Origin of the sequence: Ferruginibacter sp. (assembly GCF_028288465.1) — a bacterium.
Lineage (GTDB): Bacteria > Bacteroidota > Bacteroidia > Chitinophagales > Chitinophagaceae > Ferruginibacter.
This window is the reverse complement of record NZ_JAQBNR010000056.1, coordinates 45,025-68,264: the sequence shown is the minus strand read 5'-3', so window position 1 is coordinate 68,264 and position 23,240 is coordinate 45,025. Positions and strand designations below refer to the sequence as shown.

The 23,240-nt window shown below is 40.9% G+C and carries 21 protein-coding genes and 1 pseudogene; 8 read left to right on the top strand and 14 right to left on the bottom strand.

Annotated elements, in window-relative coordinates; genetic code table 11:
* Positions 1 to 12: 12 nt before the first annotated feature.
* The 4 genes from JWR61_RS21780 (at position 13) to JWR61_RS21765 (ending at position 4,691) form a co-directional block, all read left to right on the top strand.
* Positions 13 to 2,208 (top strand): family 1 glycosylhydrolase, encoded by a 2,196-nt coding sequence (locus JWR61_RS21780; RefSeq protein WP_301929814.1) that lies wholly within the window; start codon positions 13 to 15, stop codon positions 2,206 to 2,208.
* Complete coding sequence (gene glf, locus JWR61_RS21775; protein WP_301929813.1) at positions 2,195 to 3,343, top strand: UDP-galactopyranose mutase; 1,149 nt, start codon at positions 2,195 to 2,197, stop codon at positions 3,341 to 3,343. Before JWR61_RS21780 ends, glf begins: the two co-directional genes overlap by 14 nt.
* A gap of 532 nt (positions 3,344 to 3,875) precedes the next feature.
* Complete coding sequence (locus JWR61_RS21770; RefSeq protein WP_301929812.1) at positions 3,876 to 4,040, top strand: hypothetical protein; 165 nt, start codon at positions 3,876 to 3,878, stop codon at positions 4,038 to 4,040.
* A gap of 450 nt (positions 4,041 to 4,490) precedes the next feature.
* Complete coding sequence (locus JWR61_RS21765; RefSeq protein WP_301929811.1) at positions 4,491 to 4,691, top strand: DUF3606 domain-containing protein; 201 nt, start codon at positions 4,491 to 4,493, stop codon at positions 4,689 to 4,691.
* A gap of 868 nt (positions 4,692 to 5,559) precedes the next feature.
* Here JWR61_RS21765 and JWR61_RS21760 read toward each other — a convergent pair.
* The 3 genes from JWR61_RS21760 to JWR61_RS21750 all read right to left on the bottom strand — a co-directional run bounded on the left by JWR61_RS21760 (position 5,560) and on the right by JWR61_RS21750 (position 9,705).
* Positions 5,560 to 6,375 carry a PIG-L family deacetylase gene (locus tag JWR61_RS21760; protein WP_301929810.1) on the bottom strand — a complete coding sequence of 272 codons (816 nt, stop codon included), beginning with the start codon at positions 6,373 to 6,375 and terminating at the stop codon, positions 5,560 to 5,562.
* Positions 6,376 to 6,426: 51 nt separating this feature from the next.
* Complete coding sequence (locus tag JWR61_RS21755; protein WP_301929809.1) at positions 6,427 to 7,554, bottom strand: glycosyltransferase family 4 protein; 1,128 nt, start codon at positions 7,552 to 7,554, stop codon at positions 6,427 to 6,429.
* Between the two features lie 708 nt (positions 7,555 to 8,262).
* Entirely contained in the window at positions 8,263 to 9,705 is a 1,443-nt protein-coding gene (locus JWR61_RS21750; protein WP_301929808.1) for an ATP-binding protein, read from the bottom strand.
* A gap of 144 nt (positions 9,706 to 9,849) precedes the next feature.
* On the opposite strand from JWR61_RS21750, the gene JWR61_RS21745 reads away from it, so the two are divergent.
* Both JWR61_RS21745 and JWR61_RS21740 read left to right on the top strand, forming a co-directional pair.
* Complete coding sequence (locus tag JWR61_RS21745) at positions 9,850 to 10,125, top strand: hypothetical protein (RefSeq protein WP_301929807.1); 276 nt, start codon at positions 9,850 to 9,852, stop codon at positions 10,123 to 10,125.
* Positions 10,126 to 10,795: 670 nt separating this feature from the next.
* The gene (locus JWR61_RS21740) at positions 10,796 to 11,161 is read left to right on the top strand and encodes a hypothetical protein (protein ID WP_301929806.1); all 366 of its coding nucleotides are present in this window, start codon (positions 10,796 to 10,798) and stop codon (positions 11,159 to 11,161) included.
* Positions 11,162 to 11,443: 282 nt separating this feature from the next.
* On the opposite strand, the gene JWR61_RS21735 is transcribed toward JWR61_RS21740, so the two are convergent.
* Complete coding sequence (locus JWR61_RS21735; RefSeq protein WP_301929805.1) at positions 11,444 to 12,637, bottom strand: glutathione-independent formaldehyde dehydrogenase; 1,194 nt, start codon at positions 12,635 to 12,637, stop codon at positions 11,444 to 11,446.
* Between the two features lie 434 nt (positions 12,638 to 13,071).
* Here JWR61_RS21735 and JWR61_RS21730 point away from each other — a divergent pair, with 434 nt between their 5' ends.
* Complete coding sequence (locus JWR61_RS21730; RefSeq protein ID WP_301929804.1) at positions 13,072 to 13,395, top strand: helix-turn-helix transcriptional regulator; 324 nt, start codon at positions 13,072 to 13,074, stop codon at positions 13,393 to 13,395.
* An 89-nt stretch (positions 13,396 to 13,484) separates the two neighbouring features.
* Here the strand turns inward: JWR61_RS21730 and JWR61_RS21725 are convergent, their stop codons facing one another.
* The 9 genes and pseudogenes from JWR61_RS21725 to JWR61_RS28315 form a co-directional block, all read right to left on the bottom strand.
* On the bottom strand, positions 13,485 to 14,297 hold the full coding sequence (locus JWR61_RS21725; protein ID WP_301929803.1) for a sterol desaturase family protein: 813 nt from the start codon (positions 14,295 to 14,297) through the stop codon (positions 13,485 to 13,487).
* A gap of 7 nt (positions 14,298 to 14,304) precedes the next feature.
* Positions 14,305 to 14,622, bottom strand: coding sequence for a hypothetical protein (locus JWR61_RS21720; RefSeq protein ID WP_301929802.1), 318 nt, complete (start codon positions 14,620 to 14,622; stop codon positions 14,305 to 14,307).
* Complete coding sequence (locus JWR61_RS21715; protein WP_301929801.1) at positions 14,622 to 16,058, bottom strand: NAD(P)/FAD-dependent oxidoreductase; 1,437 nt, start codon at positions 16,056 to 16,058, stop codon at positions 14,622 to 14,624. The genes JWR61_RS21720 and JWR61_RS21715 overlap by 1 nt, the downstream gene beginning before the upstream one ends.
* 16 nt (positions 16,059 to 16,074) lie before the next feature.
* Positions 16,075 to 16,773, bottom strand: coding sequence for a TIGR04283 family arsenosugar biosynthesis glycosyltransferase (locus JWR61_RS21710; RefSeq protein ID WP_301929800.1), 699 nt, complete (start codon positions 16,771 to 16,773; stop codon positions 16,075 to 16,077).
* Positions 16,770 to 17,387 (bottom strand): TIGR04282 family arsenosugar biosynthesis glycosyltransferase, encoded by a 618-nt coding sequence (locus JWR61_RS21705; protein ID WP_301929799.1) that lies wholly within the window; start codon positions 17,385 to 17,387, stop codon positions 16,770 to 16,772. Before JWR61_RS21705 ends, JWR61_RS21710 begins: the two co-directional genes overlap by 4 nt.
* Positions 17,384 to 18,199, bottom strand: coding sequence for a purine-nucleoside phosphorylase (locus JWR61_RS21700; RefSeq protein WP_301929798.1), 816 nt, complete (start codon positions 18,197 to 18,199; stop codon positions 17,384 to 17,386). The genes JWR61_RS21705 and JWR61_RS21700 overlap by 4 nt, the downstream gene beginning before the upstream one ends.
* Positions 18,200 to 18,244: 45 nt before the next feature.
* Complete coding sequence (arsS, locus tag JWR61_RS21695) at positions 18,245 to 19,294, bottom strand: arsenosugar biosynthesis radical SAM (seleno)protein ArsS (protein ID WP_301929797.1); 1,050 nt, start codon at positions 19,292 to 19,294, stop codon at positions 18,245 to 18,247.
* A gap of 1 nt (position 19,295) precedes the next feature.
* Positions 19,296 to 19,628: an arsenosugar biosynthesis-associated peroxidase-like protein gene (locus JWR61_RS21690; protein ID WP_301929796.1), complete on the bottom strand. Its 333-nt coding sequence runs from the start codon at positions 19,626 to 19,628 to the stop codon at positions 19,296 to 19,298.
* Between the two features lie 191 nt (positions 19,629 to 19,819).
* Positions 19,820 to 20,062 (bottom strand): annotated as a pseudogene (locus JWR61_RS28315) (hypothetical protein); the annotation flags it as partial.
* Between the two features lie 352 nt (positions 20,063 to 20,414).
* On the opposite strand from JWR61_RS28315, the gene JWR61_RS21685 reads away from it, so the two are divergent.
* On the top strand, positions 20,415 to 20,624 hold the full coding sequence (locus tag JWR61_RS21685; protein WP_301929795.1) for a hypothetical protein: 210 nt from the start codon (positions 20,415 to 20,417) through the stop codon (positions 20,622 to 20,624).
* A 731-nt stretch (positions 20,625 to 21,355) separates the two neighbouring features.
* Here JWR61_RS21685 and JWR61_RS21680 read toward each other — a convergent pair.
* Positions 21,356 to 22,711: a vanadium-dependent haloperoxidase gene (locus JWR61_RS21680; protein WP_301929794.1), complete on the bottom strand. Its 1,356-nt coding sequence runs from the start codon at positions 22,709 to 22,711 to the stop codon at positions 21,356 to 21,358.
* Positions 22,712 to 23,240 lie beyond the last annotated feature (529 nt).

Here is a 23,240-nt window from a genome sequence, read left to right as displayed (position 1 = left end):
TAACTGCTTGATATGAAAAAACTTTCACCTGTTGAAATATGGGGAGGCATTGAATGCAGTGTCAACAGAATTAAGGATGTGTTTTACGACCAGCTTGAGTTTGGGGAGTATTATGGATGTGAAAGTAAAACAGAGGCTATTCTCTCTTTAGGTCTTAAAACACTTCGCTTTCCCATTTTATGGGAAAAACATATGCGGTTAGCAGATACTGAGCCGGACTGGCGATGGGCAGAAGACCAACTGAAAAAGTTAAAAAATAAGAATATTGAACCATTGGTAGGGCTGCTGCATCACGGTAGCGGGCCTTCCTTCACCAATCTTTTAGATGACAATTTTCCAATATTATTTGCCGGATATGCTGCAAGGGTGGCAAAAAAATTTCCGTGGCTTACTTTATACAATCCAATTAATGAACCGCTGACAACAGCAAGATTTTCCGGCCTGTACGGAATTTGGTACCCGCATAAAAGTAACGATGTCAGTTTTATCCGCATGCTGTTAAATGAATTAAAAGGGGTTAATCTCGCCATGGCTGAAATCCGAAAAGTGAATCCTGCTGCAAAACTTGTTCAAACAGAGGACCTGGCAAAAACTTACAGCACACCGCTTTTATCTTACCAGGCAGATTTTGAAAACCAACGGAGATGGCTTACCTATGATATACTCAGTGGTAAATTTAACACAGACCATCCGTTATGGGGTTACTTTATGAGACTGGGAATTGAAGCAACGCAATTGCAGTTTTTTATTGACAATCCATGTATTCCGGATATATTGGGATTAAATCACTATATAACCTCAGAAAGATACCTGGATGAGAATGTAGCTCATTATTCACCAGATGCAGTTGGGGAAAATGCGTTACACCATTATGCAGATGTGGAAGCTGTAAGGGTGCAGCTAAAGGAACCAGCAGGGCTGGCAGTCTTATTAAGGGAGGCCTGGGTTAGGTATCAGTTGCCCATAGCAATTACAGAAGTGCATTTGCATTGTACAAGGGAGGAACAATTGAGGTGGCTTAAAGAGGTGTATGATACTGCCGTTTCACTTAAAAACGAAGGGATCAACATTGCGGCTATAACGGTTTGGGCATTGCTGGGATCTTACGGATGGGATAGACTGCTCACCTCTTTGCCTGGTACTTATGAAACAGGTGTTTTTGACACCAGCGGTGGCAAGATAAGACCGACTGCTTTAAAAGAAATGATTCATTGCCTTATCAATAATAGTCCGGGCTTGCATCATATAGTTGGTCTTCCGGGCTGGTGGAAAAGGAATGAAAGGTATTTTGCTCCGTGTGAGCCCACGCCTTTCAGGCAAAGCATGTTAAACCGGCCCGTTGTTATTATCGGAAGGCATGGTAACCTGGGTAAAGCGTTTGCCAGGATTTGCCTGCAAAGAAACTTACCTAACGTTTTACTTGGCAGGGAAGAAGCCGATATCACCAATTCCCAGGAACTGGGAAACGTGATTGCTGCCCATAAGCCCTGGGCTGTTATTAATGCTGCTGGATTTACCGACATAGATAATGCAGAAGAAGAGAGAAATTTATGTTTCCGCGAAAATTATCTGGGACCTAAAAAGCTTGCGATTATCTGTCAGCGGTTACACATACCATTGGTTTGTTTTTCCAGTGACCAGGTTTTTGACGGAACTAAGGATACGCCTTACAAAGAATCTGACGAAGCCTGTGCGGTGAATATTTTAGGATGCAGTAAGGAACTGATGGAAGATGCTGTTACCAGGGCTCATCCCTCTGCCCTGATAGTGCGTGCCGGCCCTTTTTTTGGTGAAGGGCACACCTCAGATTTTATTACCAGGCTCATTTCAACCATCTCCGCTGGCAATAGGTTTGTGGCCGAAGATGACATTACTGTTTCTCCCTCGTATATTCCTCACCTGGTCAACGCCACACTTGATTTGTTGATTGATAAAGAAAAAGGAATATGGCATCTTTCCAATAAAGGAGCAACCACTTTGTATGAATGGGCAAAATCAATTGCTGTAAATGCCGGCCTCAATGAGCAGTTGGTTGTCGCAGGCCCTGGAACTAAAAAGAACTGGTACCGTCCACGATATTCAGTTCTTGAAAGTGAAAAATATTTTCTGATGCCTCCTCTGGAGCACGCAATGAATGAGTATTTACGAATTAACAAGGAGACAAAAATTTTTTCCACCATTAAAAAACAAGGATATGAAGGAATATGATTTCGTAATAGTAGGTTCAGGTTTGTTTGGGGCTACCTTTGCTCACCAGGCAAAAAAAATGGGTAAACGATGCCTTGTAATTGACAGGCGCGGTCATGCAGGTGGAAATATTTACTGCTTAAATAAAGAAGGAATTAATGTCCATTTTTATGGTGCACATATTTTTCACACCAACGACAAAAAGGTCTGGGATTTTGTAAATAAATTCGCAACTTTCAACCGGTATACCAATTCGCCTTTGGCCAGTTACAGGGGTGAGTTGTATAATTTACCGTTTAACATGAACACGTTTTATAAATTATGGAACGTGACCACGCCTAAACAGGCCCAGGATAAAATCAATGAGCAAATAAGCAGCCTTCACATCACTGAGCCCGCCAACCTTGAAGAGCAGGCACTGAAGCTTGTAGGTAAGGATATTTATGAGAAATTGATAAAAGGGTATACTGAAAAACAGTGGGGGAGGAAAGCAACTGAATTACCTGCCTTTATCATTAAACGACTTCCCGTAAGATTTACCTATGACAACAACTACTTTAATGACACTTACCAGGGCATTCCCATAGGTGGCTACAATGCTATAACAGCCGGTCTCCTGAATGGAATTGAAGTTAAGCTGAACACGGACTTCTTTAAAGAAAGAGATTATTTTCAAACCCTCGCCGACAAAGTAGTTTACACGGGGGCCATTGACGAATATTTTGATTACCGGTTCGGAGCGCTGGAATACAGGAGTTTGCGTTTCGAACATGAACATCTTGACATGGCAAATTACCAGGGAAACGCAGTAGTCAACTACACGGATGCTGGGGTGCCTTTTACCCGCATCATAGAGCATAAACATTTTGAATTCGGTACACAACCAACCACCATAATTACCAGGGAATATCCTGCAGAATGGAAACGAGGGATGGAACAATATTACCCGGTCAATGACGCCTGCAATGAAAAGCGTTTTAAACAATACCAGCAGCTTTCGAAGGAGGAAAACAATATGTTGTTTGGTGGAAGACTTGCAGAGTACCGGTACTATGACATGCACCAGGTTGTCGCCAGCGCACTCGTTAAGGCCGAAAGAATTTTAAACCCGGTTTACCAAGCCAGCACCCTGCCGGAACTCAATGCTAATATTTAAATTATTAAACAACGGTGACATGGAAATCGTAAATGACGTTATGTGACTTAAAACATTATAGTGCTCCTTACCGTTACCTTGTTCTCACACGGCCAGAGCAGAGTGAATGGAATGTAGCAGCCGACCTGATTGAATAGATTTACAGTCCGGGAAAAATATTAAAAAGCGGTTTTGAGGCCTTTGTTGTGAAAAGAAAACTTTAATCCGGGCAATGAGTAATTCAATCAGTTTGCAACGCTCCGGCTTTACTATACCGCGGAGAGGCCTCTATCGAAAATGGTTTATTTACCCGTTGCACATGATTCAAAACAAAACTGGAGCAAAAGATGTGTACTAGCCCGGTTTAAATCTATCAATAAGATAAAATTGTTGAAAGCGATTGGTGGATAAAGAAACACTGCTGTGGAAATTATTAACCGATAAAAAAAATACGCAAAGTTAGGACCTTACGCCGCAGCAAACAGGATATTGTTCCATCCTCTCTCTGACAATATATTGGCACATTATATGACTCTGAACAACAAAAACGGATATGAATAAGAAACTTGCAATTATTGCTTCAGCTACTGGAATTATCGCCGCCCTTCTCTACTTTATAAAAACAAAACAGCAAAAAGAGAGAGCTCAAATTCAACTTCCCGCACATCGTTCCCGTCATCGAACCGAAGTGTTTGCAAATGCAAAGACCGGTTTGTGAAGTACAAGCTTTGGAAGGGAGCAGCCGTAATACGAGGTGAAGCATGCCATGATGTTTGAAAGAAGCTTATGTAAATTCGATACTTTCAAACTTACGTATACAATAGGGCTGCAGCTATAAATAATTTACAGTTACCGCTGTAAAACGAATAAAATTGTTTGTCTGGACGCTGGTGTTACGTTATCACGGATTCTAAGTCACTGAACAGAAAATTTGACGGTTTAGTTGTGCGCTCCTAATAGCCGAACTAATACCAGTCTTACAAATGAGCGGATTACCCCTCAATAACTATATTACTGCTAGTAGCTTCCTGCACAGCGTTCAAGCTGATGCATACTGCTGGCTATCTGCATCTGAGGCGACACCTTTTCTTCACCCATACCTAATACACATCCCTCAAATCAGGCACGGTTTTTTTTGTGTAATTATTGAACCATAAATTAAAAAACTATGGATAATAAAAAAATACAGGATGGTCGGGACAGGAGCTGGATTGATGTAAATGATGCAGCTGAGGCTGAATATGTACATCAACAGTTCCCCAATTTGTCACATGAACAGATTATTCAGGCCATCAAAGAAAAAGGCCCTTCGCGGCAGGCCGTGATGAACTATTTAAGTACAAAAGGAAATAAAAGTCACGCGAACTAAAATTAATCAGCCGTCATATAGTTAGTGGCGGCTGCTTAATTTACCGGACAGACATTTTTTACAGGCAGTTATAGGTACTGCCCATTCTAATCAAAAACATTTCCAAAATTTTGTTCTTGCATGACATGCAGGAAGTCACCGGTTCGAATCTGGTATTCTCCACCTGAAGGATGAAGGTGGCTAACTAATAGTCACCTTTTTTATTTTTTATGTGTGCAAGTGAATAGTGCATCAATTGAGTGCAAACAGGGTGAATGTATTCCCTGGAATTATACCTTTTCTTTTCAATTTTCAGAAGGGCTCTACATAATCATCAGTTGAAATTAGTTCCTTTGGGTATTACACCTAAGAATCGTTTGCGATATAAAAAAGGGGGCTTACCGTGAAAACAGTTGCCCCGACTTTTGTCCAATATCCTATGAAAACCATTAAAAAATAAACTAAAACTGTGCCCAAAATTGATAACTAATTTTATCCAAAAAGGGGCTTACTGAAAACCCGGCAGCCCTGTCTTGATCCTATATGCGGCGAAAAACCAAATCAAATATAACACGCACAATTTGGATGAACCCTGACGACATCAATAATTCCATTGATTGAAAAAAGGCCAATTTTTTAACTATCATTTTAATAAGCAATAGCACCTGTCGAAGTAATTGTCTTATAATAAAAAGGGCTCCCCTGTGAAGCCAGTATCCTTGTAGCAATCCGTACCTTATAAACTTCCTTTAAATACACCGCAATAAATTTTAATTAAATGAACCATTACAAACTGTGCTACATCGCCTGCTAAACTGGCTTTGCATAATTTTGTGCCGAGCGCTGGCCAGGCGTGAATACCTAACAACGGGGTGGCAGGGTTATACTTTCATTTATTGAATGGAAAGATGTTTACATATTTCGCCGGGCGTTTACACCAGTTGATATACAAACTGACATTTTCTTTTAGTGTGCTGTAACCGCATTTGTCAAAAATCGCTTTATCATATGCTGCCATCATACCACTCTTCCAAAACAGGTCTTCATTTGTCAATAGTTCAGCCGAATTGGTTAAGCTGTAGCCAACGTAGAGCCGCTGTTTTAAAAAGGATGAGATTTTTCCAGCCTGTACAGCCCGCCCCGTTGACCCATGATCGGGATGATCATTGGGGTTTTCAATATTAGAGGGGTTCAAATAATTCAATGTACAGTTAGCATTTTTTTCAGATTCAGTATTGATTATAGTTGCGATGGTATTTACCAGGTCTGTCCAACCATAATAAATGGCAGACCCGTCTATCGCCTCAATCTCATGGATGGATCCTTGTTCCAGTTTAGAAATACTTTTATAGTTTGAATAAGCAAACCCATCGCCATTCAGGCCGCCATCAGGCAATCGTAAAAAATAGGAAGTTGTATTATTTATCACTGAATAATTAATGGTACGACCGTTATACAATTTAAAGCCGGTGCTTTCTTCAATAATAGAAAACGCCGCATGACAGAAACGAATGGAACTATTTGAACCTTCTTCCCGGGCCTTCCAAAAGCTATCAGACAGGCCGGCATCTCCGGCCGTTGTAATTATTAAAACTATTTTGCAAGCTGGATCAAGCAACTCATTTAAAATGTTGGGCATCATAAATAACTGCCAATCATCCGAATGTGCAATGATATAAAGAGCAGTTTCTGCAGATGTTTTCATTCTGTTTATTTTGGTGCATGTTCAAAACAGCTTGCGTCTTGGTTATCCTTTTTATTCAATAGTGCTCTGCCGGGTACTCGTCATTGCTACCGATTTTAAAACGCCAGCGATTTTAGAAGCATTGTTAATTACATTGAAATGATTTTCAACTCTAATCCGTGCTGCCTTGCCCATATCATCCAAAAGGCCCGGGTGGTTCAATAATTTTATTATTTCGGCTCCAAGTTGCTGCCAATCCCCGGGTTTAACCAATATTCCTGTATGCTCATTTTCAATCATGTCCTTCACCCCGCCAACAGCCATAGCTACGACTGGTTTGCCGCTGCTCATTGCTTCCAGTACCACTAAAGAAGTGCCATCACTCCTTGAAGTATGAGCCACCACGTCAAAGGCAGGGTAAATTTCTGAAAGATTTGTTGACCATTCCAAAAAATGTATGTGTTGATCAAGTTGTTGTTTAGCGGCGCTTTGCATCAACTCAGGCATCATAGATCCGGTTCCTGCTATTGCAAAGTGTGCATCCGGTCTGTGTTCGTGTATGTAAGCTGCTGCTAACAGAAAAAGATCCGGACCTTTTTCAAATTCTAATCTTCCCACAAAGCCGATTAGCGGTGTTCCTAATGGCACATTTAAATCATCCCGCAATTGCTTCCCGCACTTCGTAGGATGGTACATTTGAATATCCACAGCATTTGAAAAAACAGAGACACGTTCCTTAGGTATCCCTAACGCCAGTGCTTGTATATAACTTTCCTGGCAATTGGTAATTAAGTGGGATTTGGATATAAGGGCCACTCCGAGTTCAAAAGACGTAAGATGCATACCGTGAACCGTAGCCACTACAGGTTTTCGTACGAAACTGCCTGTGATGGCCGCCAGTACATGTGATTTTGGCATATGTGCGTGTATCACATCAACATTGTGAAGCCGGCAAACTTCAATAGCAGTTTGTACAGATCGCCATTCAGGATCGTCTGCCAATGCTGTAATAAAAACCTCGAATCCTAAATTTCGGAGTTCGTTAGTGAACAAGCTTTCGCAAGGACAAATACAGGTTATTTTAAAATCCACAAGTGAAACATTGCGGAAGAAATTAAGTATTTGATTTTCCATTCCACCTATCGTTGCCGTACCTATGATTTCAAGCACACTTACAGGTTTTTTATCTTTATTATCCAAAGTAGTTTCATTTTAAGAATACAATAACCAGCGTCGTAGTTATTTCAAATGGCATACCAGATAAAATATCTTAAAAACAAATCCGCTACCAGCTGGTTGAATTTAAAAAAACTTTTGCGTGCGAGAGTGGACTTATCCGAAAATAGACAAGTCTGGCTAATTTATAATGAAGGGCTAATAACAAGCCGAAGCCTTGATTGACTGATAAATATTTTGTGAACCGAGATAACACGGATGTCCGGTTCTATTTCACCGAAGGCTTCTTTCTTAACGTTGCATGACGATTAGCCGGGCTTTGGCCAGGATAATACCATCTTGTGCTGTAATTTCTCCCGAATGTCGGCCATTTAACGTTGATAAAATTACACTTTAGACAAATCTATTGTTGAGTAGGTACTCCCTGTCATTGTGCGGAAATAAAATTCCGAAGTTTTTACATCTGAAGCGCTGCTTGGTTTGGAACCGGCCCCGCATATTACCGATAAACTACTTTTTCATAAACAACAAAAGCCTGGCGTAACCGGTTTCACCAAATTTTTATCTAAATAATCCTGTAAAGCAGTATAGCATATTTTACCAACTATTTTGAGTATTATACCTGGTTGTAATTCAGTCATCCTCATCTCCAAGGGCTTCAACGAAAATCAGGTACTCTTTGGCCATAATCTTCTCAGTAGGGAAAACAATACCCGGCAGGCAACCACTCCTTCACGACTTTGACTGTTGGTGATTTAAAGGGGTATGAACTGGTATTGCAAACCAAAATGTTGATCCGTTACCCGGTGTACTATGAACGCCGATTTTTCCATGGTGAGCTTTTACAATTTCAGTACAGATATACAAACCCAATCCAAAACCTTTAATACCCGGATCTCCGCCAGGTATGCGGTAGAATTTGTTGAATAAATTGGCCTGCTCGTGTGGAGGAATTCCGTTGCCCTGATCTATAACTTCAATTATCAGCATATCGTCGGATAAGGTACAATGCAAGCGAATGTCTGCATTGGGAGGAGAGTATTTCGCTGCATTAAAAAGAAGGTTAAGAAGGACCTGTTCGACCCTTGCGGCATCCATGTGCACAACAACTGAGACGTCGCCGCATATAAGAACTGGGTTATTATAGCTGGTTGAAAAATTTACCAGTACCCGGCTGATAACGTCGCCAATTGCCACCGGGCTAATTTTTAGATTAAGTAAAGAAGCTTCGAATCCTGAGTAGTTCAGCAAATCATTTAATAAAACAGCCATTCTTTGGGAGCTGTTCTTCAGAATTGCATTCAATTGCCGCAATTGTTCCATATCATTTTGTTCCAAAGCCTCATTTTGCATTTCGGCAGCAAACTGTATTACTGTTAACGGATTCTTTATCTCGTGAGAGATAATGCCGATAAAATCATTTTTCTTTATATCAGCTTCTACTCTTTCCGTGACATCCCGAAAATTGGCAACAACCGCATTTACACCATCCACTTCGAGACAGTTGGTAAATATGGTTTCCATCCAACGTTTTTTTTTCTCCCGGTTAAGATAGGGGTGAATTATAACAGCACTTTTTCCAGGATGGCTGACGACACTTAAGAAGTGTTCGGCAACTGCTTTTCGGTCATTTTCGGAAGGAAAAATATTAAACAGACTCGCGGCAAGTGCTTCTCTGTTGAGCCCGGTAATAGCTTCAATGGAAGGGCTGATGTAGAGGATTTTCCCATCGGCAGAAAATTTGGCCAGCCCATCTTTACTTTTGGAGATGAGTGTGCTGAAATTTAATTCACTGATCTCCAATGCTTCCACTCTTTTCCGCAAACCGCTTGCCAGGGCAGCGATGAAATACCCCTCCATCAGATAGACCGCCATTTTAAAAAAAGCTACTGCGGTAAACCCTTCCAATGGTATGAGAAAGTATATTGTAGCGATGATACCGAAAATAAGTGTGCAGGCTATGGCATACCAGAAACCAACAAAACGGCCACATAGCATGATGAAACCAAAATAAAGTAAAAACGGAGTGCCATGGCCAATATAATTCCGCAGCAAATATTTGATGAAATTTGCCACACATACGAGCAAGAGAGTAATAACTGATTTTTGCCAAACGTTACGTTTGCTGAAATCAAACAGGTTGTAATTCGATTGTTGAAATTTATCAAAAACCATACAATTCGTGATTGTTGAAAAGGCAGCCGCAGCAAGAAATAGTTGAGATAAATGTAGAACAATAAAATTGTATTACTTAACACCGGTCAATAAAACATACCAATTATTTTACTGCTTCGTGTTTGGTAACCTATATTCAAAAATATGATCGCAGTATCGTCATCAAATATCCCCGCAATGTCCGGAAAAAACGACCCCCACTATTTGCCTGATGGCTGTTTGGGCAAAGATCCGTTTGCAAAATTCCGCTTTGTAGAAAAGCCAGAGGGGTGTGTTACCAGAAAACGAGTTACAGAATACAGCCGCTTTGCCACTAATGCCAACGCGTTATCAATGGTAGACAATATGTTTCAATTTTTTAGTTTGTCTTGCTTAAGCAAAGGTAACCAGCAGAAACATCCATACCCTTTTGAACAATAACAGTTCTATAAAACTGCAGAAAATTGCTCCAGAATTTTTCAGTACGGGCTGATAGCAGTTCATTCATGGGACTTTATTTATCAGTTACTTACGACATGCAAAGCGGTTGCTTGAAACACACACTAAATATACGTTCGAAGATCAGTAAGTACGTGTATTGCCACACATAAGAAATGTTGCGCAGGAAAATTTTATTGATCATGTAGCACATTTTTTCAAATTTTATAGAAAGTGTGCGTATCTGCAAACCCTTGGTTGAAAATGGAGTATTTGGATCCAGGTTAGCTGCGCTCCGTCGTGCCTTTAACGAGAGTCTTTTTCAATATAAACAATAGGTGAGGAACTCCTTCTTGAAATTAATGTTATGCCTTATTTAGTCCACTCAAAAAGCTTCCCTTCAGTTGAGACTTCGTTTCTGGAAAATACCAAACCGTAGCAGATGGAATCGCATGTAAAAGCCGGGTAACATAGCCAACGTCACGTATTTGCGTCAGTAAGCGATTGATACTGTTCGGAAACAAAAATGCTGCATGGTCAGTTTCCTTTTTAAAATAACCTGCTTTCAAAAAAGAGTAATAATGGAATTTATTCTACACTCATGCGGTTTTCTTTGGCATGTTTTTGGTCATATATGTTGTGGTAAATTAATTGAAAACTTAAAATTTGTATTATGAAAAAGATTCTTTTAGGTATGCTGATATGTGGAAGTGCACTGACAACATTCGCTCAGGATAGCACGAGTAAGACGGTCACTACTACAACCACCACGACAGGCCACAAGTATGTTTTTTATCCTGAGCAGAATGTCTACTATGACCAGGCATCTGATACTTACTGGTATCAGGAGAAGGGAGCGGAAAACTGGACCAAAGCCCAAAGCCTGCCACCAACAATTGTAGTAGATAAGGCCGGACAACAGGAGATTATAGTTGACGGGACCAATCCTTGGGCTAACAATGCGGCGGATATAAAAAAATACAAGGTTAAAAAAGATGGTTCAGTAAAAATAAAAATGAAAGATAAAAGCCCGCAATAAAAAAATCGGAGAGGTCTTTATATATAAAAAATCACAGCTGCTGTAAAGGAGCTGTGATTTTTTATTGAAATACTTATGTCTTTCCGCCAAACCCAAGCGTTGGTTATTCTTTAAAGTGTCTATTTTAATCCCATTCGTTCTATTATTTTTTTCAATAGTCTTTATCATGTGCTAGAGGTTGGAAAATGTACACTCCATTGAACGGGTATCGGAATCTCAGGTAGGTATTATAAGCAAAAAATAAACCCGGCAAATGCCGGGCTTACTGTAATGTGTCGCCCTTTATAGCACGGTATGCTTTGCCTGTTTTTTCATGGCATTTTTTCGTCCAGTTTTCCCCGGCTTCAGTATCACTTTTGTCCATCCCTTCATTCTTTCATCAAAATTTTCATAAGCTTGAGGAGCCTCGTCAAGTGACAATTCATGCGAAATTATTGAGGACGGTTTTGCTTTACCGGAGGAGATGAGGGCGCAAAGCTGGCGGTTGTATGATTTTACATTCGCCTGTCCCGTAGCCATCCGCTGGCCTTTCATCCAGAATGAGCCAAAATCAAAATCCATATGCCCTCTTTTTTGAAGCTCTTCTTTTGATTTTGGATCTTCTTTTACAAACACACCTACCACGCCAATTGATCCCGTAGCTTTTACAGCTTGTACCAACTCATTCATAGTAACGTTGGAATGTTCCCTGCCATGTTTGTCGCAACACTGGTAGCCCACACACTCACAGCCCCTGTCTGCACCCTTTCCGTCTGTAAGCTCCAGTACCTGTTCTACTGCGGAGTGTTTGGAAAAGTCAATGGCGATGGCTCCCATATCTTCAGCAAGTTTTAGCCTGTCGGGGTGATTGTCAACAACCATTATTTTTCCTGCCCCTTTAATGGCAGCAGAATGTGCCGCCATAAGGCCTACCGGACCTGCGCCATATATTACTACCGAGTCGCCGGGCAGTACGCCAGCCAGCTCAGTTGCATGATAACCGGTAGGGAAAATGTCTGAAAGCATTACATAATCATTCTCCTTTTCTGTCGCATCTTCCGGTAGTTTAAGGCAGTTAAAATCACCATGCGGCACTCTAAGAAATTCGGCCTGCCCACCACTGTAGGGACCCATCCCAGCGAAACCATAAGCAGCGCCAGCCATGTTTGGATCAGGATTCATAGTAAGGCAAAAACCTGTCAGACCTGATTCACAATTTCTGCAGTGACCGCAGCCGATATTAAATGGCATACAAACCATATCGCCTACTTTAATTTGGGTAACCGCACTTCCTATTTCTATCACTTCACCCAGGTTTTCGTGACCAAATATCCTACCTGTTTCCATATTTGTTCTTCCTTCATACATATGAAGGTCTGAACCGCAGATATTGGTAGTGGTGATTTTTACCAGTACGTCAGTGGGGGCTTCAATTTTTGCATCAGGCATTTCTGCAATCCTGACATCCCTGGGCCCATAGTAAACCAATGCTTTCATAATCGATAATTTTTTGTGTGTTTAATTGTAGTGTTATAATTTTAATTGTTGTTTAATGCAATGGATTAGAGCTTTCAGGCTTTTTAAAATATCAACTTTGGCGTGGATAACTATCACCCTTGCTTTTCTGAACCATTCTACTTCCGTAACAGGACGATTTTACAGCTACGTACCACCAATAAGACCAGTCAAAAAATTGCATCAATAGCCCGCTGGATATTTTAAACAATAAAAGAATTACCTTTTTTGAGTAAATCTGGAAGTGAAGTGATCAAGAAAACTGGATTAAAAACATGCCAAAGTCTGATATCTGGTCTCCACTTAAAATCGTTAATTTCCTGTAGAAATTTCTTCGCAAAAATGATCACTGTAAATAGAAATCCTCAATCTTTCCTGGGTAACAAATTGGGTGAACTTTTAAAAGTTTCTAAAAAATGACGACACAAACGTCGGATGCCTTTCAGGTTATTGCCGATCCCAGCCGCAGGCAAATGTTAATGATGCTTTCAAACGATAGCATGGCCATTAATTCGCTGGCGGAAAACTTTGATATGAGCCGGCCCGCTGTGTCAAAGCATATCAAAATTTTGCACATCGCCGGCTTCATTACTATTACAGATATCGGCAGGGAAAGGCACTGCGTTTTAAACCAGGACGGTTTCAATGAAGTACAGGACTTCATTAACTATTTTGATAAATTCTGGGCTAAGAAGCTTCAGAAATTGCAGCATATTTTAGACAACAAAGCAAAAAAATAAAAGATGTTGTAATTGGCGTACCTCCGGATCGACGATGGAAACAGTAGTGAGGTCAGAGAAAATTTGTAATTACAATCATGACTTTTCTATTATTGTTTATAGCGCTTTCCCTTCCTGATTTTTGTAAAAGGTAACTTCAATAGATAACCTGTTGTCAGTTCAGCAGGATTATTATACGGAGCCACGCCGATGGTAATGTCATCTTGCTTTACATGCAGGCGCATCGTTTTATGCAGGCGGTCCCAGCAGGAAAAAATGACCGAGTAGTTGCTGTCTGTTTCTTCTTGTACGATGGAATGATGAATGCCATGCATCCGGGGTGTAACGAATATGATATTCAGCAGTTTTTCCAGTTTGATGGGAAGTTTCCAGTTGCTGTGGTGAAACTGCGTGGCGGCTTCAAAAATAATTTCATAGATCAATACAAGTAACGGAGTGGCACCCGTAAAAAATACAAACGCTCCGCGGAAGAAAAGGGAGCCAATCATTTCACCAAAATGAAAACGAAAAGCGGTTGTAATATCCAGGTCAGGATCGGTATGATGAACAAGGTGAAAACGCCATAGCAGCGGGATTTTGTGATTGAGCACATGCCATAAATAGTTTCCATAGTCCAGCACTATAAAGGCGATGGCAGCTTCCATCCAGGAAGGCAGAGCATACTGGTAGTTTAATCCAACATGGTAAGTTTCATTTGTATAAGCAAGCCAAACCATGGCTGGTAAAAACATAAATCGCAACAACGCAAAAGAGGGGGCGGAAGCCAACAGATTTACAATTATTCTCCGCCACCTGTTTTGCACTCTTTTACGAAGCTGACATTTTGTTTCAAACAAAAACAACACTACAAAAATGACAGTCAAAACAGGTGCACCGATTTTATCGAATATGGCATGTATCATGGTGTTGTTATATCTTTTTCCTGATTTTTAAAACAGTTGAATAAACGCCGTACCCAATCATGGCTGCAATAAAAAAATAAACCCATTGCGGAATGTTTTTGCCCACAAAGAAGAGGTATACATACGCCGATACAAAACAGCCACCTGTAAGCAATAGCGGCAATGCATAGGGCTTTTTATTTTTCATTCTTTTCATAGTCCAACCCAGGCAAACAAAGAATAAAGGAATGGCTCCAACGTAGATGCCACCGAAAATGTAAGGGTTTACGTTGTACTTTGTACCGGGGCTTAAAAACCATTCTTTAATTAAATTCCATAATGCCATCAGCTGAATATTTTATAGGCTTGTTGCAATAGTTTTTTCACCGTGGCCGTCAGGGTTTTTTCTTTATGTTTTACAATCAATAATTGATTTACTCTTGCTGCCACAGGGTAGGGATACACCTTATTAAAAATAGCATTAATCGAAATTTTGCCGGCGTTGGCCAAAATAAGTTCCTGCATCAGTTCGCCTGCATTGGGTGCAATCATCGTGCCTCCCAACAATACCTGCTTTTTAAACAAAGCATTTTTGCTGATAAATAAAATCTGTTTGCCGTACTGGTAATTATCAACGACCGCCCGGTCATCCATGCTAAAATCCTGTTCTAATTTTTCATAGGAAATGTCTCTTTCCTTTAACTGTTTCTCATTCAACCCAAACGTTGCCAATTCAGGGTCCGTAAAGGTTACCCAGGACATAAAGCGGTTATCTAACTTCTTTTTAAAAGGAGAAAAAAAGTTGTTGATTAATATCCTTGCATGAAATTCTGCTGCATGAGAAAACTGGAGATCGCCTGCAATATCACCGCAAACAAATACATCCTTATTGGTGGTCCGCAGGTATCGATCAATGACTATTTTATCATCCTTAACACTGATGCCTGCATTTTGTAAATGCAAGGGCTCCGATATAAGTTCTCTGCCAATGGCGACAAAGACCGCATCGAATTGCACGACTTGCGTGTTACCATTTGCCATTTGTATGATGCCTTCATTGGCAGTGGTGAATTGCTCAACAGAAGCGTTGAAAATAAATTCAATTCCCTCTGCCTGCAATTGTTGCAGCAGGATTATCGCTACCGATGGTTCATCGTGTTCTAAAATCATGGCACCTTTATGAACAACGGTTACCTTGCTGCCAAGCCGGTGTAAAGCCTGTGCCATCTCGATACCTATCGGGCCACCACCAACAACTAAAAGTCGTTCAGGTAAATGCTGCAGATGAAAGATACTCTCGTTGTCGTACAAGGTTATTTTTTCAGCGCCGGGCACGTTTAATTTTTTCGGACTGGAGCCCGTGGCGATGACAATCTTTTTCCCGGTAAATGTTTCTCCGTTTACAGCCACTTTGTGTTTACCTGCAAAGCTGGCGTTGCCCAACACAACATCAATGCCCTGTTCCTTCAGCCATTGCGCATTTTCATGTTTGCGGATCACTGCCTGTTTGGAATAAACATACTCAATGACCTTCTTTATATCTACATGACCGCTTACCTGTAAGCCAAATGCAGCGGCCACTTTGCCGCTGTTGACAATCTTTGCTACATGAATCAATGCCTTGCTGGGAACACAGCCATCGTTCAGGCAATCTCCACCAATGGCCATATCTGTTTTTGCCAGCATCAACACTTTAAAGCCAGCCGTATTCATAAATAAGCCAACGCTTAGCCCTGCCGAACCGGCGCCGATTACAATGATATCATATTGCTTTTTCGTCATACAATAACAGCCTTTTTTAAATCTTATTTTGATTGATCATTTTTCTATAAGCAGTCACCAGTTTTTCCTGCGGATAGCCAAGGCGATACATGCCATAAATGATAAAAAATATAGCCTGTGTTTTATAGATGCCATTCTCCAGGTATTTCCTGGCAGAAGTCAGGACCGGTTTTTTTATAATGGTAAAACGCGTTATTTTTTTTAAGCGTTTTATCAGGTGCTGGTCTTCCAATACAATGTGTTTTTCGCAAAAACCGTTTGCCTTTTCAAAAGCTGCTTTGGTTACAAATAAACTCTGGTCACCAAAGCGTATGGCATCCACATCAAACCGGGTAAACCAGCAATTGGCTCTTAAAAACCAATGATCATAATCAAATGACAACAGGAAGCAACCTGCACCAAAGCCCTTTTCAGCCGACATTGCAATATCGGTGCTGAAGTTCCTGGGTGGGATTGTATCGGCGTGCAAAAAGTATAAAATATCTTCCGTTGCAAAAGAGGCACCATAATTCATTTGAGCCGAACGACCTTTTGCAGGGCTCACTGCGACTGTTGCATTGGCTGCTTTGGCAATGGCCACCGTGTCATCTGTGCTTCCACCATCCACTATTATAATTTCTTTAATCAAATTGCCAGCATCACGTTCCCTCAGCTGCTGAATGGTGGATTGAATATGCGCAGCTTCATTGAAAGTTGGAATAATTACAGTCATCATCTTTCCCGCTGATTTGTTTGAAAGAATTGTTTCTGCGCTTCGCTCAAATCCTTTTCTGTGTCTATATCTGATAACACCGGCAGCAAATAAACAGACAGGTTTTTATGCTTGCAAATGTCCAATGTTTGTTGCAACACTTCACTGGTACTCCAGTTGATGTTTATGAAAAGGGCAGCGTGCAATTGTTTCATCCCTGCGAGATAATAACCACCATCTTTTGCCGGGCCTATCACCACGTCGAAATTTTTTAAATGGGAGAAGGCTTGTGTTATTACATCAGTTGATATATCCAAACAGTCTGTACCAATAATTACAACTTCTTTATTTCCCTTCGCAAATGCGTTTTCAAATGCATGCCGCATCCGTTCTCCCAAATCATTGCCTGACTGCATTTGTTTATCATATTTTTTGTCACACCAGGCATCATTGGTTTCAATACTGTCTGAATAAAATAGGATTTTATGAACGGGCAGCTGATCTGTAATAGACGCTGTATGTCGCAGCAGATGCTTGTACACATTCATGGCGGCATCGTTGCCGATAGTGCCCGCCAGCCTGCTTTTTACCTTGCCATGAATCAAATTTTTTGCAAAAATTAAAAGTGCCTGTGTCATTGCAATGCTTTGATTGTTTCATAAAAAAGCATGGATAATTTTTCATCTGCTTTGCCTGCCACTGCAATAATCTCTGCAATATTTACCGGCTTTAAATGATCAGGGTCACATTCATCTGTTACAACAGAAACAGCAGCACATGGCAGTTGCGTGTGGTTAGCGGCAATTACTTCCGGGACAGTCGACATGCCCACCAGGTCGGCTCCAATGACTTTCAGGTAACGGTATTCTGCGCGGGTTTCCAGGTTAGGTCCATTGACCGCAGCATACACACCTTTATGTAGCATAATATTTAAAGTGGTTGCTTTATCAATCAATTCCTGCGATAGCAATTGGCTGTAGGGTTCACTCATGTCCGGGAAACGGCTGCCGAGTTCATCCAGATTTTTACCTGTCAATGGGTTGCCATTTTGTAAATTGATGTGGTCTTCAATCAACACCAGGTCACCTTTTTTGAAATTGAGATTGATACCACCGGCTGCATTGGACAGCAACAAATATTGGATGCCCAGCAGCTTCATAACCCTTATGGGAAACACAACCTGCTGCATGGAATAACCTTCATACGCATGAAAGCGACCCTGCATCACCAGCACTTTTTTATTGCCGATAGTGCCATAAATAAAATTGCCTTTATGAAATTCTACTGTTGATACAGGAAAGTTGGGGATGTCTGCATAGGGTATGGTTTGAATAATTTCCATGAGGTTTACCAGGTGATGCAAGCCTGTTCCCAACACAATACCTGCATCTGCCTTATGTATTCCTTTTGATTGTAGATACGCCGTTGCTTCGTTGAGTTGATCCATCATAACTGTTATATTGTTACGTTGTTTGTTATTATAAAAAAGATTATATCAGGCTACTGCACCACCGCAACTGCTGCCAGCGCCAGCCGTGCATCCATAACAATGTTGCCCAACAATGATCTCCCTGTTCTGAAGTTTTTCCGTGTTGAATTGTGCTATGTGCCTGCAACTGCCTGACAGTTTTAAATCCAGCATCTGGTTAAAATCGCAATCGTATAAATAACCATCCCATCCAACTGAAATGGTATTCCGGCACATTACATTGGCAGCTGCAACAGGGTTGTAAGCCATCAGCAATTTCTCCATATATTTTTCATAATTGCCGCTTTGCAAGAGGTAGTCTAAAAAGCGACTGATGGGAAGATTGGTAATGGCAAACAAATTATTAAACGCGATGCCATACTGATTGCTTAATGCTGTCTTGTATTCTTTTTCCAACGCCAATTGTGACGGCGGTAAAAATGCACCGGCCGGGTTGTACACTAAATTCAAAGTCAGTCCGGTTTCTTCCAAACCATAACCAACACCATTCAGCATTTGCAATGCTTTAATGCTGTCTTCAAATACACCGTTACCACGTTGCCGGTCTGTTCTGTCCTGTGTATAAAATGGAAGAGAAGAAACTACTTCTACCTGGTGTTGTTTATAAAACTCCGGAAGGTGATTGTATTTTGAATTGGCCAGAATGATGGTAAGATTGCATCGAACGATGATATGCCTGTCCAGTTTTTTGATTGCTTCAACAAACCACCTGAAATGCGGATTCATTTCCGGGGCACCACCGGTAATATCTACCGTTTTTAACGAAGGATTATTTTTCAATGCCTCCAGGCATAGCTGCATCGTTTCCTGACTCATAATTTCTTTGCGGTCGGGCCCGGCATCCACGTGGCAATGTTTGCAAACCTGGTTACACATCTTGCCCACATTTACCTGGAACACTTCGAGTGTAGTTGGATGTAAAGGATACAAGCCACTTGCTTCCAGTTGTTGCTGAAAGGGAATTAGCCTGTAACCGGGACTTTGTCCATGTTCCAGAATATCGATCTGTTCGCTTGCGATGGCGAGTCTACTATGTTCTGCCAATAATGATTTCATGTTACATTGCTATTTCTTTTACCTTATTCATCATCTGCACCCCATGTACCAGTGAAGCGCCGCCACGTATAGCGCATGCCACATGTACTGCTTCCATCATCTGTGCCTCGCTCCAGCCTTTTTCAAACGCATCGCTGCTGTAGGCATCAATGCAGTAGGGGCATTGCACCGCATGCGCCACCGCCAAAGCGATCAATGATTTTTCCCGGGCAGTCAATGCATCGTCTTTAAAAACTTCTCCGTAATAGGCAAAAAATTTATCGCCGAGGTTCTTTTGAAAATCGGCAAGGTTTCCAAATTTTTTTAAATCATCAGGATTGTAGTATGTTTCCATGCTGTTTATTTTTTTTGTAATGTAGAATTATCCGCCTGCAATTTGAAATTAAAAAATCGATCCATTGTGATACCAACAATTATAACTCCATATTGTTACCTCCGGTTTAATTGATGCCAGCCTTTAAACAATTGTACCAGCAACCTACTGCCTGTATTTAAGAAGTATGCGCCGTGTGCCCCAATAATAAATCAAATTATTGGACCGAAAAAACAGGGGTTAGCGGTTTCACTAACCCCAGAAAGTTTACATTTTCTTTGCCATCGGGCAATCCTTTGTACAAACGTGGCCTGCCGTTGGGCAATTATCGTGGTTTTGCCATCCTTGTCAATTTCATACCCGCTCATTAGTTTTATGCTGGTGCCATCGGGTTTGGTAACAGTTCTGTCTGATGAAATTTTACAATTGTCAGTGCAGGTGAAGGCTTGCGTTAGTGGCGCACTTTTTTTATTTTACACACCATGGTCTGGAGGTGGCAATCAGGCTTTGGATATCTTAATCTTAATGAGCCAGGGATTCGCACCTGGCAATTTTCCTATTGATATTAATTTGCAATTATCCAATAACCGTGTGATTCAAAGTTGGATATAACTTTTTTAGTTGCAGTCTCACTTTAGATTTTACTAACGCAGCTTTGGGTTCCGGATTAGTATATCCTATATCAATATAAACGATAGAAGTGTTTTTTCATTAATTCTTACAAACAGAACTAAACAAAAGAGAGGAAACAATTTGATAATTATGTGGTGACATGCAGATTTGTAACTTGCTTAAAATAATTTTCTTATGCAACCGAAATTTGATATTGGACTTTTTGTGAAGGGTATTAATGAGGAACAGGAAATGATGATTATTACGGTAATAAATGAAAGTGGCAATTTGGGTAATCCAATTTTACGGCCCTCCAATTTTAATGGCAAATATAAATGTGCCTGGATAAAGGAACACAAAGTTATTTTAAAGGTATTTGATGAATCGGAATTAACACTGGCTTAATATTTATCAATGCATTGTCTTTTAACAAAATCGTGTGAAGAAGTATTGCAAGATTTGCAACAGCAGAACCAGTTGTGTTTTACAATACCACCCTTTTTGGTGATCGAACTTATAATTTTAAAGTAATGATTGCGTTTTATCTACCGGGGTTGATAGCATCTTTATCCTGTTACTTTAGTATTATTTTTAGACCACATTTAGCCATCCGGATACAGCCTCTGCAATGGAAGGTGAAATGATAAACTAATAACAGGCAACGGATATTTTTAAACAAATCATTTTCCTTTCTCTATCATATCAGCCAGACGTTATTTCAATGCAGTATTATGAATATCAAAGAATCGGATAGCAAAATTTTAGGCGTTGATGCAGCCTCTTTGTCATTCCCTTTTTAATATTTATCTGCACACCTCAAGCAAATGACTTACATAAGATTTTATACAAAATGTATTGTGAAGACTTGCTTTGTAAGTTTAGAAAGTCCACCCCGATAAAACTACTACATTGTTATTGTCGTTTTGTATCTGGTAATTTCCAATTACAAATAAATATTTGGCAGCACCACAAAAAGGCATTCGTACACTCTTGAAGCAAAGGTCGTAGTTCTTGTCTGAAACATAGTGCAGACTAACATGGCGCAACATCCCGGTCCATGCTGACAAAGCCTAGTGGCCGATGTTGTCCAAAAAAAGGATTGCCATAAAAGCATTTATAGCAATCCCTTGCCCGCTTTATTTTTCGACCTTAGCTTGAAAGCCGAGACTGCTCAAAATGGTTGCGGCGACCTTGCGGCCCTGCACCAAACCTGTGTCAACAGAGGGTTGGTAGTGGATGCCTGCAAAAACCCTTGAATTACCCGCGTCTTCTCCAATTGCCCGAAACGATGAAAACGTTTTTGGCGTAAAACCCAGGTAATCATAGGTATGATCGGTAAAGCTTCCCATATCACCAAACAATGCCATGAGCGCTTCTGCGACAGCGGCCGAAATAACCGCGTGTGCTGAGGAGTATTCGGGATGCGCTGGTGTAGTGAGCAAAGAATTCCAAGAGGAAAACCCCATTACATTTCTGATGTAAGTTACCGGTCTGATAAGGTTGTAGTGATATTTTGATTGCCAGCAACTAATGCTGGGATCACTGCTGCAAATACCAGTAATGGCATAGGCCACGGCTGCCTTATCCAGCCGTGTATTGGTTTGTTTCAGCACCTGCTGTAAAATACTTTCCCAGTGACCCGCAGTTGTAACTCCCGGTACATCCCTCCAAAATAAACCCTGTGCCGTTTGTGCCGGAGTTAAATTTTGTGACACCGTATATACATTTAGCACCATTTTATAAAAGGTCGAATTAGGATCTTCGGAATAAGCTATCGGGGCACCGGGTTGTGAGTTACTGGTACTGCCTGTTACAATAGTACGCAGGTTTCCAAAATATGGCGTGCTTGCAGCGCCGAAGCCAGGAGGTGTGGGCACCCATAAGCCGGGACCAACAGGCGGAGTATACGATGCTCCTACATTGGCAATGCCGTCGGTGGCAGACCAGTTAAATACAGCAGCAGCAATGCTTTTGCCAAACTCATTTGACCGTACGAGCACATCGCCATGTGCCTGGGAACTGTAACCCGTGTTCAATGCATTTTCAAGAGAATCAATGGCTGCTTTATCTGCAGTGCTTGCATTAACAAAAATACTTCTGTTCACAGCTGCCAATGCTGCATTCACGCTGGCAGGCCAGTAATACAATTTAAAACGGTTTGCTGCAGGCAGATCCGTAAGGCCGTTTAATTTACTATTTATTCCTTCACCGAGCCATGTGCCCGGAGCAATTGCTTCGTAGGCTGTTAACCCAGTATAAGCGTAATACCTGCAAAAAAGTACATTGGGAATGCCGGTAGCATTTTTCATTAACCGAATCTGCATCGTAAGCCATTTGTCGATCACTTCGGATGAATATTTTCCGGCATCATTTGGTCCAGCAGCCGGCAAATGGTCTGACTTATTACAACTTGCCAGGAGGCTGAAAATAATAACCGCAAAAACAAGTAATTGCTTAACGTAGCCTGTTGATAAATTAAATAAACGTTTCATGATCTATTGATTTTTATTGATTACTGTGTACCGAAAATTTATTCAAAAAGTTTTTATGAAAAAGAGGGCTATCCTTTTTTGGGGTATTGTTGCCAGTGTTTAACAGAATAGTGAATGCAATTTTCCACGATCGATTATTGTTTAGGTTCGGTTCCAGCTTAGCCGGCCAGCGACGGGCATTATGAAAGCATAAAACCTTTGTGCCAATCTACCCTTAGCAATTTTTAATAGTTTCTTTTATTTGCTCCAGGTTTAATTTAAACCAGGCTTGAAACCGTGCCTGTAAAGTAATCCTGCGGTGACTAACTGCAGATGTTTGTGAGTGAAACTTTCATATTGTTAACTTCAATTTACTTCCATGAAATTATCGGTACAGCCAGTGTATAAAAAGTCCCGATGATTACTTAACAGCCCTGAAAGGCAATCTGCTGAAACTGGTTAGCAATTCACAAACCGCGAGACAGAAAACTGATGAAATTTAAATGTGTTGTTAAGAGCTTAATTTATGCGCTTGTGAACTACTCATTGA